Source organism: Nonomuraea sp. 3N208 (assembly GCF_052245935.1).
Classification (GTDB): Bacteria; Actinomycetota; Actinomycetes; order Streptosporangiales; family Streptosporangiaceae; genus Nonomuraea.
In genome coordinates, this window is sequence record NZ_JBQQBR010000025.1 from 128693 (window position 1) to 141461 (window position 12769).

The 12769-nt window shown below is 67.5% G+C and carries 15 protein-coding genes and 1 pseudogene; 7 read left to right on the plus strand and 9 right to left on the minus strand.

Features of this window, described 5'->3' with window-relative positions:
• Window positions 1–51: 51 nt before the first annotated feature.
• From crcB to ACTWPT_RS34095, 6 genes are all read right to left on the minus strand, one after another.
• Window positions 52–414, minus strand: a complete 363-nt coding sequence (gene crcB / locus ACTWPT_RS34070; protein ID WP_443181609.1) for a fluoride efflux transporter CrcB — start codon at window positions 412–414, stop codon at window positions 52–54.
• Window positions 411–767, minus strand: coding sequence for a DUF190 domain-containing protein (locus ACTWPT_RS34075; RefSeq protein WP_443181610.1), 357 nt, complete (start codon window positions 765–767; stop codon window positions 411–413). Before ACTWPT_RS34075 ends, crcB begins: the two co-directional genes overlap by 4 nt.
• On the minus strand, window positions 764–1258 hold the full coding sequence (locus tag ACTWPT_RS34080) for a fluoride efflux transporter FluC (protein ID WP_443181611.1): 495 nt from the start codon (window positions 1256–1258) through the stop codon (window positions 764–766). Before ACTWPT_RS34080 ends, ACTWPT_RS34075 begins: the two co-directional genes overlap by 4 nt.
• A 383-nt stretch (window positions 1259–1641) precedes the next feature.
• Window positions 1642–3165, minus strand: a complete 1524-nt coding sequence (gene qcrB / locus ACTWPT_RS34085) for a cytochrome bc1 complex cytochrome b subunit (protein ID WP_443181612.1) — start codon at window positions 3163–3165, stop codon at window positions 1642–1644.
• Between the two features lie 164 nt (window positions 3166–3329).
• On the minus strand, window positions 3330–3869 hold the full coding sequence (locus ACTWPT_RS34090; protein ID WP_443181613.1) for a DUF1062 domain-containing protein: 540 nt from the start codon (window positions 3867–3869) through the stop codon (window positions 3330–3332).
• Window positions 3870–4042: 173 nt separating this feature from the next.
• Complete coding sequence (locus ACTWPT_RS34095; protein ID WP_443181614.1) at window positions 4043–4417, minus strand: VOC family protein; 375 nt, start codon at window positions 4415–4417, stop codon at window positions 4043–4045.
• 471 nt (window positions 4418–4888) lie between these two features.
• Between ACTWPT_RS34095 and ACTWPT_RS34100 the strand changes: the two genes are divergently transcribed.
• Window positions 4889–5395, plus strand: a complete 507-nt coding sequence (locus ACTWPT_RS34100; protein WP_443181615.1) for a DinB family protein — start codon at window positions 4889–4891, stop codon at window positions 5393–5395.
• A gap of 28 nt (window positions 5396–5423) precedes the next feature.
• Here the strand turns inward: ACTWPT_RS34100 and ACTWPT_RS34105 are convergent, their stop codons facing one another.
• The 3 genes from ACTWPT_RS34105 to ACTWPT_RS34115 form a co-directional block, all read right to left on the minus strand.
• Window positions 5424–5963, minus strand: a complete 540-nt coding sequence (locus ACTWPT_RS34105) for an L-dopachrome tautomerase-related protein (RefSeq protein WP_443181616.1) — start codon at window positions 5961–5963, stop codon at window positions 5424–5426.
• A 78-nt stretch (window positions 5964–6041) separates the two neighbouring features.
• The gene (locus ACTWPT_RS34110) at window positions 6042–6452 is read right to left on the minus strand and encodes a VOC family protein (protein WP_443181617.1); all 411 of its coding nucleotides are present in this window, start codon (window positions 6450–6452) and stop codon (window positions 6042–6044) included.
• A 10-nt stretch (window positions 6453–6462) separates the two neighbouring features.
• Entirely contained in the window at window positions 6463–6903 is a 441-nt protein-coding gene (locus ACTWPT_RS34115; protein ID WP_443181618.1) for a helix-turn-helix transcriptional regulator, read from the minus strand.
• 166 nt (window positions 6904–7069) lie between these two features.
• Here ACTWPT_RS34115 and ACTWPT_RS34120 point away from each other — a divergent pair.
• From ACTWPT_RS34120 to ACTWPT_RS34145, 6 genes and pseudogenes are all read left to right on the plus strand, one after another.
• Window positions 7070–7359 (plus strand): annotated as a pseudogene (locus ACTWPT_RS34120) (VOC family protein).
• Window positions 7360–7379: 20 nt separating this feature from the next.
• Window positions 7380–7508: a hypothetical protein gene (locus ACTWPT_RS34125; protein ID WP_443181619.1), complete on the plus strand. Its 129-nt coding sequence runs from the start codon at window positions 7380–7382 to the stop codon at window positions 7506–7508.
• 129 nt (window positions 7509–7637) lie between these two features.
• Window positions 7638–10028, plus strand: a complete 2391-nt coding sequence (locus ACTWPT_RS34130; protein ID WP_443181620.1) for an ATP-binding cassette domain-containing protein — start codon at window positions 7638–7640, stop codon at window positions 10026–10028.
• A 288-nt stretch (window positions 10029–10316) separates the two neighbouring features.
• Window positions 10317–10766: a helix-turn-helix transcriptional regulator gene (locus ACTWPT_RS34135; RefSeq protein ID WP_443181621.1), complete on the plus strand. Its 450-nt coding sequence runs from the start codon at window positions 10317–10319 to the stop codon at window positions 10764–10766.
• A 5-nt stretch (window positions 10767–10771) separates the two neighbouring features.
• Window positions 10772–11182, plus strand: coding sequence for a VOC family protein (locus ACTWPT_RS34140; RefSeq protein ID WP_443181622.1), 411 nt, complete (start codon window positions 10772–10774; stop codon window positions 11180–11182).
• Window positions 11183–11481: 299 nt separating this feature from the next.
• Window positions 11482–12756 carry an MFS transporter gene (locus ACTWPT_RS34145; protein WP_443181623.1) on the plus strand — a complete coding sequence of 425 codons (1275 nt, stop codon included), beginning with the start codon at window positions 11482–11484 and terminating at the stop codon, window positions 12754–12756.
• The last annotated feature ends 13 nt before the right edge of the window (window positions 12757–12769 follow it).

The following is a 12769-nucleotide window of genomic DNA, read 5'->3' on the forward strand; positions in this document are numbered from 1 at the left end:
GGCTACGCCGCACCGATCGCCGCGCCCACGGCCACCAGCAGGCGGCGCCGGTCAGCTGGTGACGGCCTGGGCCACCAGCAGCCCCATCATCCCGGCGCCGAGCCCGGCCACAACGCCGGCGATGATGCCGGCCAGCGCGTAGAAACGAGAGCCGCCCTGAATCAGGCGCAGTGTCTCGTAGCTGAAGGTGGAGTACGTGGTCAGCGCGCCGCAGAATCCGGTGCCGAGCAGCGCCGACCAGGCCGCGCCGGCGGGCAGCCCCGCCAGCACGCCGACCACGAACGACCCGGCCAGGTTGACGACCAGGGTGCCCCAGGGGAACACCGAGTCGTGCCGGGACTGCACCAGGCGATCGGTCAGGTAACGCAGCGGTGCACCGATCGCCGCGCCCAGGGCCACCAGCAGTACGGTCATCGGTCGCCCACCCGCTCCGGTGACCTGCCGACGTAGCGGATCACCTCGACCTCGTCCAAGATGACCAGCCCTTCGCTGATCAGCTCGTCCAGTTGGGGCAGGAAGCCGCGGATCTTCTCCTCGGCATCCACGATGATGACGGCCACCGGCAGGTCCTCTGACAGCGACAGGATCCGCGTGGTGTGGATGTGGTTGGAGGCGCCGTAGCCCTCGATGCCGCGCAGCACCGAGGCGCCGGCCAGGCCGGCGGCATGCGCTCGGTGCACGATCTCGTGATAGAGCGGCCGGTGGTGCCACTGGTCGCTCTCGCCGATGAAGACGCTCAGCCGCAGCGCGGGCCCGTGCAGTTTCACCGCCGCCTCCTTCGCTCGCGCCGACGCCGGCCCAGCTCGAGCGCCGAACCGGTGGCCACCGTGCCTGCCCAGACCGCCAGCAGAGCGGCGACCAGCGTGGCGGCCAGGTAGGCCAGGGCCACGCCGGGCGCGCCGGCCCGCATCGCGGCGTGGATGTCGATGATGTAGGTCGAGAAGGTGGTGTAGCCGCCCAGGACTCCCACCCCCCAGAACGGGCGCAGCAGCCGCCGACCCGTCCATACCTGGTCGATGAGTGTCATGAGCACGCCGATCAGCAGACAACCGGACACGTTGACCAGAAAGGTCGACCACGGGAAGCCGGTCGGGGCGTGCGGGAGCGCGGCGGAGATGCCGTAGCGGGCCAGCGCGCCCAGCACACCGCCAGCGGAGACGGCACCCAGCACTGGCCAGGCTCGGGGCCGAAGTTCGGCGCGCATGGCCGGGACGTGGACATCAACGTCGGAATCGACGGGCGTGACAGGCTCGTGCATACGCATCTCCCTACCAGAACGACCATATTTCCTCTGGTAGGGACCGTTGGCGGCAGTGACCGCGGTTCCCCTCGGCGATCCGGGGGCCGGCGGGCCCCACCGCCGCAGACCTCGCTTTTCGATCGAGGTCTTGTCGTTCACTGTACCGGCAACACCAGGCCGGTTCCCAATCCTGATCCCGTACCTCTCAGCCTCACAGCGCCCCCAACCAAGATCCTTGTCGCCGGAGTACCGGCGCGGGCACGGCGCTTTGTACAGCGGGCTCAATCACGGCCGGATCGACGGGGATTGGTTGTTGTGAGGTGCTGGCCGGCTTGCCGTTGCCGCGCTCGCCGGACGGCCGGATCGTGCTGGCGGTGTATGTGTTCCCGTGGCTGCGGCTGTCACCGGCTGCTCCAGGAGCGATGGAGCGCCTCTCGGATCCGGTGTTTGACCGGCGGCGGGACGTCTCCGTTGCTCGCCCGCGGCAACGCGGACGGGGTCTGGGGGGTGGGCGGCGCGAGCTTCGCCTTCTCTTCCTCGGTCGCCGGCCGTTCCACCTCGGTGAAGCCGCCGCCGGGCCCGCGTACGATCACGCCGGTCTCCACGCCGCGCTCGACCGTGTGCCGGTCACGCGCTTGCAGCCCCAGGCAGATCCACCGGGTGACCACGTACGCCAGCACCGGCCCTACCACGATCGCCACCCGGAAGATCCACGTCGTCGCGTTCAGCGAGATGTGGAAGTTGGAGGCGATCACGTCGTTGCCCCCGGACATCCACAGCACCCCGTAGTACGCGATGCCCGCGACCCCGATCCCCGTCCGCGGCGGCACGTCGCGCGGCCGGTCGAGCATGTTGTGCACGGCCCGGTCACCAGTGACCCACCGCTCCACGAACGGATACAGCGCCAGGCCGGCGAACAGCAGCCCCGGCGCCGCCAGCGCGGGGATCAGCACACTCATGGTCACGGTGAAGCCGAACACGGTGAACTCCCACGGCGGCATGAGCCGCAGCGCGCCCTCCAGGAACCCCATGTACCAGTCGGGCTGGGAACCCGCGCTGACCGTGCTGGGCACGTACGGCCCGTACAGCCAGATCGGGTTGATCTGGAACACCGTGGCCAGCAGCGCGACCACCCCGGTCACCCACAGGAGGAACGCCGTCGTCTTCGCCAGGAACGCGGGGAAGAACGGCACCCCGCTCACTAAGCGGTCGTTCAGCCCTTTCTCCCGGAACTGCGTGTGCGTCTGCCGCCACGTCAGCACCACCGCGTGCAGCGGGATCAGCACCAGCAACAGGCCCGGGATGAGCAGCACGTGGAGGCTGTAGAGGCGGGGGATGATGTCGTCGCCGGGGAACTCCCCGCCGAACAGGAACATGGCCAGGTACGTGCCCACCAGCGGTATCGACACCGTCACCCCGTGCAGGATGCGCAGCCCAGCCCCGGACAGCAGGTCGTCGGGCAGCGAGTAGCCGAACAACCCGTTGAGCATCACCAGCCCGAACAGGGCCACGCCGATCACCCAGTTCAGCTCTCGCGGCTTACGGAAGGCGCCGGTGAAGAAGTTGCGCAGCAGGTGCACCACGATCCCGCCGATGAAGATCAGCGTGCCCCAGTGGTGCATCTGGCGTATCAGCAGGCCGCCGCGCACCTCGAAGCTGATCTCCAAGGAGGACGCGTAGGCCTGGCTCATCGTGACGCCGCGCAGCGGCACGTACGCGCCGTTGTAGACGACCTCTCCCATGGACGGCTTGAAGAAGAACGTGAGGAAGACGCCAGTGACCAGGACGACCACGAAGGCGTACAGGGCGATCTCGCCCAGCAGGAATGTCCAGTGGTTGGCGAAGGCCTTGCGCATCGCCCTGTTCAGGAAACGGGCGCCGCCGACACGGTCGTCAAGCGCCTTGGCCAGTGAGCCGACCTTCATCGTTACCCCGCACTCGGCTCGGTTGCATTGTCACAACCAACGACCGGATGGCGCGGCGATATGTGACACTCGCCGCTGGTCGAACGCGGCCTCGACCTGACCAAGGCAGAACACGGCACAACCGTTTTCTGCCTTGGCGGAGAGCGTCGCACCGGCACCTGGACCTACTGAACCGACCACACCAGGACGAATGAGAAATCCAGTTTCGTCCTGCGGTTCAGCGGGATATCGATCTTGACTCTGTGAGTGATCTCATGACGGCTGATGCCTAAGCCGTGAGCGATGAGCCGTTCGGGACGGACTGGCACGGGATCGTCGAAGGTGACCGTGATCTGAAGGGGCCACGGATCTTCGGGAACGGGAGGTGCGTGGAGTTCCCAGCACCCGTCCCAATCGAGCACGAACCGGTTGCGCCGGGCGATCAACGGGTCGAGCAGGGTATCCACGACGAGGGAAGGCGAGTTGGCCGAGTAACCGGCCAGAAGGTCAGCGGGCAGTGAGCGGACCGGGACGCGATCGTGGACGGTCAGCTTGCTGGTCCGGCCACAGGAAACACAGTTGACCAGGAGCCAGACGTCGAGGAGTTTGCCGTTGGCGTTGACACGAAACCTGCCGTTGCCGGTGGTGGCGCAGCCGGAAGGGCAGACCACGCACCGGAGGGCGAGCAGAGGCAGGCGGGTGCGCCGCACCGCCCAGGGCAGCACGATATGAGGATGTGAAGACATGATCTCTCTGAAGACCTGACGAAGAGCACGGAAAACAGAGCCGACGGCGTCGTCGGCGACCGATGCGCAGGGAAGTGTCAGGTCTAAAGAGCAGGCGGCGTCATGCGCGCGAAGTCCTCACATAGGGGTCATTTGCCCGTGCGGGCCGATGCTCAGCTCAGGCGGGTTCGCAGGAGGCAGAATTCGTTGCCTTCGGGGTCGGCCAGGACGTGCCAAGGCTCCTCGCCGGTCTGGCCGATGTCGGCCGGGCGCGCCCCGAGCTTCAAGAGGCGTTCGAGTTCGGCGTCCTGATCGCGGTCGGTGGCGTTGACATCGAAGTGCAGCCGCAGCCTGCCCGCCTTGGGCTCGGTAGTGGGGCTGAAGACCAGAGTCGGCTGCAATCCGCCGAACCCTTCCCGTGGTCCGATCTCCACCGCACCGTCGTCGTCGGTGTCGAGCACGATGAAGCCCAGCACCTCGCACCAGAACGCCGCCAGCCGTTGCGGATCCCGGCAATCGATCACCAGCTCGGAGATGCGACAAGCCATGATCGGCACCCTACAGGGCATCAACCGCACGCAGCCAATCCTTAAACGGCCCAGGGCCGCGACGCAGTAGGCACCCGAGATCGCCGGGGGCGGGCAGCGACTTTTCGAGGACGGCCTGCCCGCTACGAAGTGGTCGCTCACCCGCCAGGAGGCTGGCGAACTGGGCGAGATCGCCATGATCTACGACCGAGTCCGCTGACCCAGCCCGGCCAGCACCCTCACCCAGGGGGCACCGGCACTGGCCGCTGCGGGCCACCACCGCGGTCCTCGCGCTGGGTCGCCTCCGGGCGAAGACCACAAGATCCCTGCAGAAATCCGAGTAAGATCACCGACGCGCGTCACTGCCGGCCCATTGCGATGAGAATTCCTCTACCCCAGTCGGCTTTGCGATCCACATGCATAAGATCACAAGTTGACTCTTGCCGCAGCGGCGTGCGCATGCCCTGTTCGATGCAATACGGAGGTGCGGTCGTGTCGGCGCCGTTGTGGCCTGAAGAACTTGTCAGCACCGGAACCGAACGCGAGATTCTGGAGGCGTTCCTCGACTGCCAACGCCGACAGATCACGGCAAAGGTCGCTGGGGTCTCCGAAGCGGACGCGCGACAACGGATCGTGCCGTCCATGACGACCCTGGCAGGGCTGATCAAGCATCTGACCGCAGTAGAAAGAAACTGGTTTCAACGTCAGCTGGCGCAGCGCGACCCTGCCGACATCCCCGGCAACTCGCGCGGAGATGATCACAGCTGGGAATTGACGCCCAGCGACACGCTCGACAGTCTCATCGCGGAGTACGACACAGTGTGTGAGGAGAATCGGTATATCGCAGCCGGATTCACACTCGATGACGCGGTGCCCTCAAAGCGACTCGGTGAGGTGTCGCTGAGATGGATCTACGCCCACATGATCGAGGAGACTGCCCAGCACGCCGGGCATGCTGACATCCTGCGTGAACTCATCGACGGTGCCACCGGCCTGTAAAACGCGGTCTCTCCAAGCCTGCGCCGGGCTACCGGAGTCGTACCGGGCCCGCGTCGATGGGCACGCGCAGGAGGAGGTACGGCTTGCGGCGCAGGTCGTGGCTCTCGTGGAAGTCGGGCTGGCGGTTGAGCTGGTTGGCGATGGCGTACAGAAGGCGATCGGACGCGACGGAGAGGGTGTCGACCCAGACCAGGTCCCGCCCCTGGGCGAGGGTCTCGATGACGCCGTCCGGCGTTCTGCGCCAGATCGCGTTGTACTCCAGGTCACCGCCGTAGACCCGGCCCTTGTCGTCGCTCTCCAGGCCGTCGGCCATGGGCTTGGGCCCGAGGTCGGCGACCGTCTCGGCCGCCTCACCGCCGGGATCGGCGAGGGCGGCCACGTCCACGCTGTAAAGGCGGCGGCTGGACAGTGGGCAGTAGTATCGGACCTGCCCGGCGGCAGCTACATCGCTCCCGACGGCCTGCTGCAGCTGCGTGGCGAGCCCGAGCGTCAGTGAACGACGCCGACCCGTTCTGCCACGAGGTGCTCGCAGAACCGGAGGCAGGCTGCGCGAGCGGCCCTCGGCCAACCGGGACCCTCGCCGCTGGGCCCGCCCGACGACTTCGACCGCACGCCGGGGTGACGGCGTGCGCCTACGGCCGAGTATTTACGCCTTGGCCCTCTGGTTGATCCGCACCATGTTGCCCGAGGGGTCGCGGAATGCGCAGTCGCGCGGCCCCCAGGGCTGATCGATGGGCTCCTGCAGTACCTCGGCGCCCGATGCCTGTACCCGCTCGAAGGTGGCGTCGAGATCGTCGGTGCTGAAGACGATCATCGGCAGGACGCCCTTGGTGAGCAGTTCTTGCAGGGCGTCGCCGTCGGCCTGGGAACGGCCGGCGTGCGGTTCCGAGAGCACGAATTCGGGGTCCGGCTGAGCCGGGCTGCCGAGGGTGACCCAGCGGAATTCGCCAGAAGTGACGTCGTTGCGCACTTCGAGGCCAAGCGCGTCGCGGTAGAAGGCGAGCGACTCGTCCAGGTCGTTGACGGTGATGTGGCAGTACTTGAGTGCGATGGTCATGCGGCCAACGTTAGGCGGCGGCGGCGCGGCCCGCTTCTCCAATCCTGCTCGGCAGATTTCTCATCGGGCGGGTGCGCACCTTCGCCACGCACGCGGGCATCAACATCACGGCGCTGTGCTCCCGGCCGCGGTACGCGCTCGGTGTCTCGCCCACGAGCTCGGTGAACCGTGAGCTGAACGAGCCGAGCGAGGTACAGCCGACCGCCATGCACGCGTCGGTCACGCTCATGCCCCCGCGCAGCAGCGCCATCGCCCGCTCGATCCGGCGGGTCATGAGATAGCTGTACGGCGTCTCGCCGTAGGTCGCCCGGAACCGACGCGAGAAGTGCGCCGGCGACATGAGCGCGTGGCGGGCCATCGTCGGCACATCGAGCGGCTGTGCGTACTCCCGGTCGATCAGATCCCGCGCTCGGCGCAGGTGCGCGAGATTGGCGAGGTCTTCTGGGGTCATGGGAGGACGCTACCACCCGCCTACCTGAAAGAGTCATTTACCTGCATGAACGCGGCTTGAGACGGCGGGCGACGGCGGGGATGCCGTCGTGTGTGGCCAAGCAGGTGACCGGACCGGTCAGGAATCGAGAAGCGCCGGTCAGCGGGCCGCAGCTAGCGTGAGCGGCATGGGCATCACCATTCACGCGAGCTTCCTCCCGCACGACGACCCGGACGCCTGCCTGGCCTTCTTTCGTGACGCCCTTGGTTTCGAGGTCCGCGACGACGTGGGATACGAGGGGATGCGCTGGATCACGGCATCCTCCTGGCCGCCGTCGACCTCGACGACACCTTCGAGAAGGTGCAGGCCGGCGGCGCCGAGATCGTCCAAGAACCGACCGAGCAACCGTCCGGGGATCGTGACTGCGCCGTCCGCGATCCCGCGGGCAACCTGATCCGCATCCAGGAAATGCGCTGAGCCGACCGGCGATCGCAGCCATGACGTGCAGCATCGCCCTGCGCCGCGTCCAGGCTTGGCGCGAGGTGAACGAGATGCCCGACCCCGAGCTGATGCGCGACGGCCGGACGGATGTCGCGGCATCCCGACCGGCACCGCCGATCAGGTAAACATAGGACCGTTGCGGCGCCAGCGCCGACGAAGGAGAACCAGGCGTACTGCTCGAAGCTGGTGCGATCGAGCCAGGCGACGCCGATGGAGACCGCGAAGGCGGGCCCCGCCTAACAGATGGAGACACGATGATCATGGCCACGAGGACGGACACGCAGACGCCTGCGCTGCACGTTGCCGACTGCCACGATTTGATCCGCGTGCACGGCGCGCGCGAGAACAACCTCAAGGATGTCAGCGTCGAGCTGCCGAAGCGCCGGCTGACGGTGTTCACCGGCGTCTCCGGCTCGGGCAAGAGCTCGCTGGTGTTCAGCACGATCGCCGCGGAGTCGCAGCGGCTGATCAACGAGACCTACAGCGCCTTCGTGCAGGGCTTCATGCCGACGCTGGGGCGGCCCGAGGTCGACGTACTCGAAGGGCTGACCACCGCGATCATCGTCGACCAGCAGCGGATGGGTGCCGACCCCCGCTCCACGGTCGGCACCGCCACCGACGCCAACGCGATGCTGCGCATCCTCTTCAGCCGGCTGGGGCAGCCGCACATCGGCCCACCTCCGGCCTTCTCGTTCAACGTCGCGACGCGGACGGCGAGCGGAGCGATGAAGGTCGACAAGGGCAAGGGCGAACGGATCGTGGTGCGCAACGCCGTCTACCACGGCGGCATGTGTCCGCGCTGTGAGGGCCGGGGTTCGGTCACCGACTTCGACCTGTCTCAGCTGTACGACGACAGCAAGTCGCTCAACGAGGGCGCGCTCACGATCCCCGGGTACAGCATGGACGGCTGGTACGGCCGTATCTTCCGAGGCTGCGGCTACTTCGACCCGGACAAGCCCATCCGCAGGTTCACCAAGAAGGAGCTCGACGACCTGCTCTACAAGGAGCCGACCAAGATCAAGGTCGACGGCATCAACCTGACATACTCGGGTCTGATCCCGACGATCCAGAAGTCGTTCCTGTCCAAGGACGTCGACGCGATGCAGCCGCACATCCGGGCGTTCGTGGAGCGGGTGGTGACGTTCACCGCCTGCCCCGACTGCGACGGCACCCGGCTCAGCGAGCCCGCCCGGTCGTCGAAGATCAAGGGCATCAACATCGCCGACGCCTGCGCGATGGAGATCCGCGACCTGGCCGAATGGGTCCGCGGCCTCGACGAGCCGACTGTGGCGCCGTTGCTCGCCAAGCTGCTGCACACCCTCGAGTCGTTCGTGGAGATCGGGCTGGGCTACCTCTCGCTCGAGCGGCCGGCGGGCACGCTGTCGGGCGGTGAGGCGCAGCGCACCAAGATGATCCGCCACCTCGGCTCCGCGCTCACCGATGTCACCTACGTCTTCGACGAGCCCACCATCGGCCTGCACCCCCATGACATCCAGCGGATGAACGACCTGCTGCAGCGGCTGCGGGACAAGGGCAACACGGTGCTCGTCGTGGAGCACAAGCCGGAGGCGATCGCGATCGCCGACCACGTCGTCGACCTCGGCCCCGGCGCCGGTACGGCAGGCGGCACCATCTGCTACGAGGGGACCATCGAGGGCCTGCGGGCCAGCGGCACCATCACCGGCCGCCACCTCGACGACCGGGCCGTCCTCAAGGAGACGGTGCGGACGCCCACGGGCAAGCTGGAGATCCGCGGCGCCGCTCGCCACAACCTCCAGGACGTCGACGTCGACATCCCGCTCGGCGTGCTCTGCGTCGTCACCGGCGTCGCCGGCTCCGGCAAGAGCTCCCTGATCCACGGCTCCATCCCCGCCTCCGCAGACGTCGTGTCGGTCGACCAGGCGCCTATCCGCGGCTCGCGACGGAGCAACCCGGCGACGTACACCGGACTGCTCGACCCGATCCGCAAGGCGTTCGCGAAGGCCAACGGCGTGAAGCCGGCGCTGTTCAGCGCCAATTCCGAGGGCGCCTGCCCCGCCTGCAACGGCGCCGGTGTCATCTACGTCGATCTGGGGATCATGGCCGGATCCGCCACCACCTGCGAGGACTGCGGGGGGAAGCGGTTCGAGGCATCGGTGCTCGAGTACCACCTTGGCGGCCGCGACATCAGCGAGGTGCTCGCGATGTCGGTGACCGAGGCCGAGGAGTTCTTCGGCGCCGGCGAGGCGCGCACACCGGCTGCGCACGCCATCCTCGGCCGGCTCGTCGACGTCGGGCTCGGCTACCTCACCATCGGCCAGCCGCTCACTACCCTGTCCGGCGGCGAGCGGCAGCGGCTCAAGCTCGCCACCCACATGGCCGAGAAGAGCGGCGTCTACGTTCTCGACGAGCCGACCGCCGGCCTCCACCTCGCCGACGTCGAGCAGTTGCTCGGCCTACTCGACCGGCTCGTCGACGCCGGCAAGTCGGTCATCGTCATCGAGCACCACCAGGCGGTCATGGCGCACGCCGACTGGATCATCGACCTCGGCCCGGGCGCCGGCCACGACGGCGGCCAGATCGTCTTCGAGGGCACACCCGCCGACCTCGTCGCCGCCCGCTCCACCCTCACCGGCGAGCACCTCGCGGCCTACGTCGGCACCTGACCGAGGCCCCCTGTGCCTGATGCAGCAAAGACTCGGACTCCTTGCTGAACCGCTCGTGAGTCAGGTTGACCTCCGGTGGAGCCCACACGGCAGCCGGGGGTTTGCTGGTTCGTTGGGCGCACGCTTGCCGGGCTGGTCCTCGGCCCACCGGCGACCCAGAGGTCGACATCGCTCTGTTGCAAGTCCTCGAGTTTGACTCCACGCTCATGCCGCAGGTTGACGAGGTCGATGGCCGCCGTGACAGTCTGCTTGCTGCGCAGCAAGGTGCCGTGTGGCAGGATCTCGTAGGTGACCAGCAGTTCCGCCGCGGCGCAGCACCTGCGGGACCTGGCGCGGTTGCGTCGGGTTCGTGACCGGATCGACCGGGAGTATGCGCAGCCGCTGGATGTCGAGGCGCTGGCCCGCGGCGTGAACATGTCGGCCGGGCACCTCAGTCGCGAGTTCCGGCGCGCCTACGGGGAGTCTCCGTATTCCTATCTGATGACGCGACGGATCGAGCGCGCGATGGCGCTGCTGCGTCGTGGCGACCTCAGCGTCACCGAGGTCTGTTTCACGGTCGGCTGCTCGTCGCTGGGAACCTTCAGCACTCGCTTCACCGAGCTGGTCGGTGTGCCGCCCAGCACCTACCGGCGCGAGGCGGCGCGGGCGACGGCGGGGATGCCGTCGTGTGTGGCCAAGCAGGTGACCAGACCGGTCAGGAATCGAGAAGCGCCGGTCAGCGGGCCGCCGTTAACGTGAGCGGCATGGACATCACCATTCACGCGAGCTTCCTCCCGCACGACGACCCGGACGCCTGCCTGGCCTTCTATCGCGACGCCCTCGGTTTCGAGGTCCGCGACGACGTCGGATACGAGGGGATGCGCTGGATCACGGTCGGCCCCGCCGATCAGCCCGGCACGTCCATCGTCCTGCAGCCGCCGGCCGCCGATCCCGGCGTCACCGACGACGAGCGCCGTACCATCGCCGAGATGATGGCCAAGGGCACCTATGCCGGCATCCTGCTGGCCACCGCCGACCTCGACGGCACCTTCGAGAAGGCGCAGGCCGGCGGCGCCGAGATCGTCCAGGAGCCGACCGAGCAGCCGTACGGGGTGCGCGACTGCGCCGTCCGCGATCCCGCAGGCAACCTGATCCGCATCCAGGAACTGCGCTGAGCCCACCGTCGATCGCAGCCATGGCCCTGGCGCCGTCGACGAGCTGGGCAAACGTCGTCCAGGCCGTGAAAGACACCTTCGAATGCCCCTGAGTCCTGAAACCGCGCGGTTCACCCCCGGCCGCGTTGGCTCTGGGACGCGGCCGGGGAGATGAGAGTGGCTTTCGCGACCGGCCGGTACTGAAGCTGAGATCCGCCCGGTGATGGCACTCACCAAGGCCGGCACGGCGGTCAACAACGAGGTCATCGACCCAGCGCTGGCCGGATGTTCGAGACGACACTCAGCAGGAGACGACCCCAATGCCCACCGGAGCGACGCATGAGGCCAACCGGTCCTACCGCGAGGTGCTGCGCAACCGGCAGGTGGCCGGCCTGCTGCTGGGTGACCTCCTAGCCAACGCCGGCACGGGCATGATCATCGTGGCCATGCCCGTGCAGACGCTGTCCATCCACGGCAGCGTGCCCAAGGCGATCGCCATTGGGCTGGTGGAGGCAGCGCCGTTCGTCCTGTCCACCATCCTTGCGCTGGCCATCGGATTGGGACGGGTGAGGGTGCCACCGCGAACCCTCCTGATTGCCGACTGTGTGCTACGGTCGCTGACTTTCGTCACCCTGGCGATTTTGGCCGTCACCGAACAACTCACGCTGCCCCTGCTGATCGTTGGTCTCCTCTTCGGCGCGACGTTCCGGATGGCTGGATCAAGCAGCCGACGTCTGCTGGCAACGTCCATCGCGGGCGAGACCGGGCGGTTCGCCGTCAACGGCTTACTCGGGCTGAATGCCACGTTCGCGCTCTACATTGTCGGGCCGGTGCTGGGCGGGGTGATCGTGGCGTCCACCAGCGCCGGCGTCGCGCTCTTCTTCGACGCGTGCGGTGCGCTCATCTTGTTGGTCGCCGTCCTGGCATCCGTTCCCCGAGCCGCCGAAGATCGTGACGCGCTTCGCCGCCCGCCGGCCCGCGAATCGGGCTGGCGGATCCTGCGTCGCCGACCGGTCGCGGCGCGACTGCTGGTCGTCGAGTTCTTCTTCAATTTCTTCTACATGCCGATCGAGGTGGCGCTTCCCCTGCACGTACGCGGGACGCTGGACGCCGACGCGTCTGGTCTGGGTCTCATGTGGGGTGCCCTAGGGGTTGGCGCGTTCGTCGGCGCCGCTCTCGTGAATCAGATGCGGAACCTTCCACAGCGTCATGTGCTGATCGCGATCATCGGCCTGTGGGCGATGTGCCCCATCACTCTTGCGTTCGTTGGCAATCTCACTCTCTCGCTGATCGTTTTTGGTCTGGGCGGTCTCGTGTGGGCGCCGTTCACGCCTGTCGCGTACAACTTCCTGCAATCGGGGCTCAAGCCCGACGAGCAACAGCAGGTCGTCACGCTCTGGACGACCGGCTCCACGGTGGCCGCCCCGCTCGGCCTGACCGTTGGCGGACCACTGATCGAGCTGGCCGGGAGCACCGGAGGGCTTGTGCTGTCCGGTGGGCTGACACTGCTGCTGCTCCCGATTGCGGCTCTGGCTGTTCTAAGGCGCGCATCCGGGCCGGTCACATATGTCAGGCCCAGTACGTCAAAGCGATAGCCACTACTCATCG

What these genes read in the sequence shown, in the direction of transcription:
- crcB (WP_443181609.1), bottom strand. Translation starts at nt 414, where the DNA reads ATGACCGTACTGCTGGTGGCCCTGGGCGCGGCGATCGGTGCACCGCTG.
- ACTWPT_RS34080 (WP_443181611.1), bottom strand. Translation starts at nt 1,258, where the DNA reads ATGCACGAGCCTGTCACGCCCGTCGATTCCGACGTTGATGTCCACGTC.
- qcrB (WP_443181612.1), bottom strand. Translation starts at nt 3,165, where the DNA reads ATGAAGGTCGGCTCACTGGCCAAGGCGCTTGACGACCGTGTCGGCGGC.
- ACTWPT_RS34095 (WP_443181614.1), bottom strand. Translation starts at nt 4,417, where the DNA reads ATGGCTTGTCGCATCTCCGAGCTGGTGATCGATTGCCGGGATCCGCAA.
- ACTWPT_RS34110 (WP_443181617.1), bottom strand. Translation starts at nt 6,452, where the DNA reads ATGACCATCGCACTCAAGTACTGCCACATCACCGTCAACGACCTGGAC.
- ACTWPT_RS34115 (WP_443181618.1), bottom strand. Translation starts at nt 6,903, where the DNA reads ATGACCCCAGAAGACCTCGCCAATCTCGCGCACCTGCGCCGAGCGCGG.
- ACTWPT_RS34125 (WP_443181619.1), top strand. Translation starts at nt 7,380, where the DNA reads ATGACGTGCAGCATCGCCCTGCGCCGCGTCCAGGCTTGGCGCGAGGTG.
- ACTWPT_RS34130 (WP_443181620.1), top strand. Translation starts at nt 7,638, where the DNA reads ATGATCATGGCCACGAGGACGGACACGCAGACGCCTGCGCTGCACGTT.
- ACTWPT_RS34140 (WP_443181622.1), top strand. Translation starts at nt 10,772, where the DNA reads ATGGACATCACCATTCACGCGAGCTTCCTCCCGCACGACGACCCGGAC.
- ACTWPT_RS34145 (WP_443181623.1), top strand. Translation starts at nt 11,482, where the DNA reads ATGCCCACCGGAGCGACGCATGAGGCCAACCGGTCCTACCGCGAGGTG.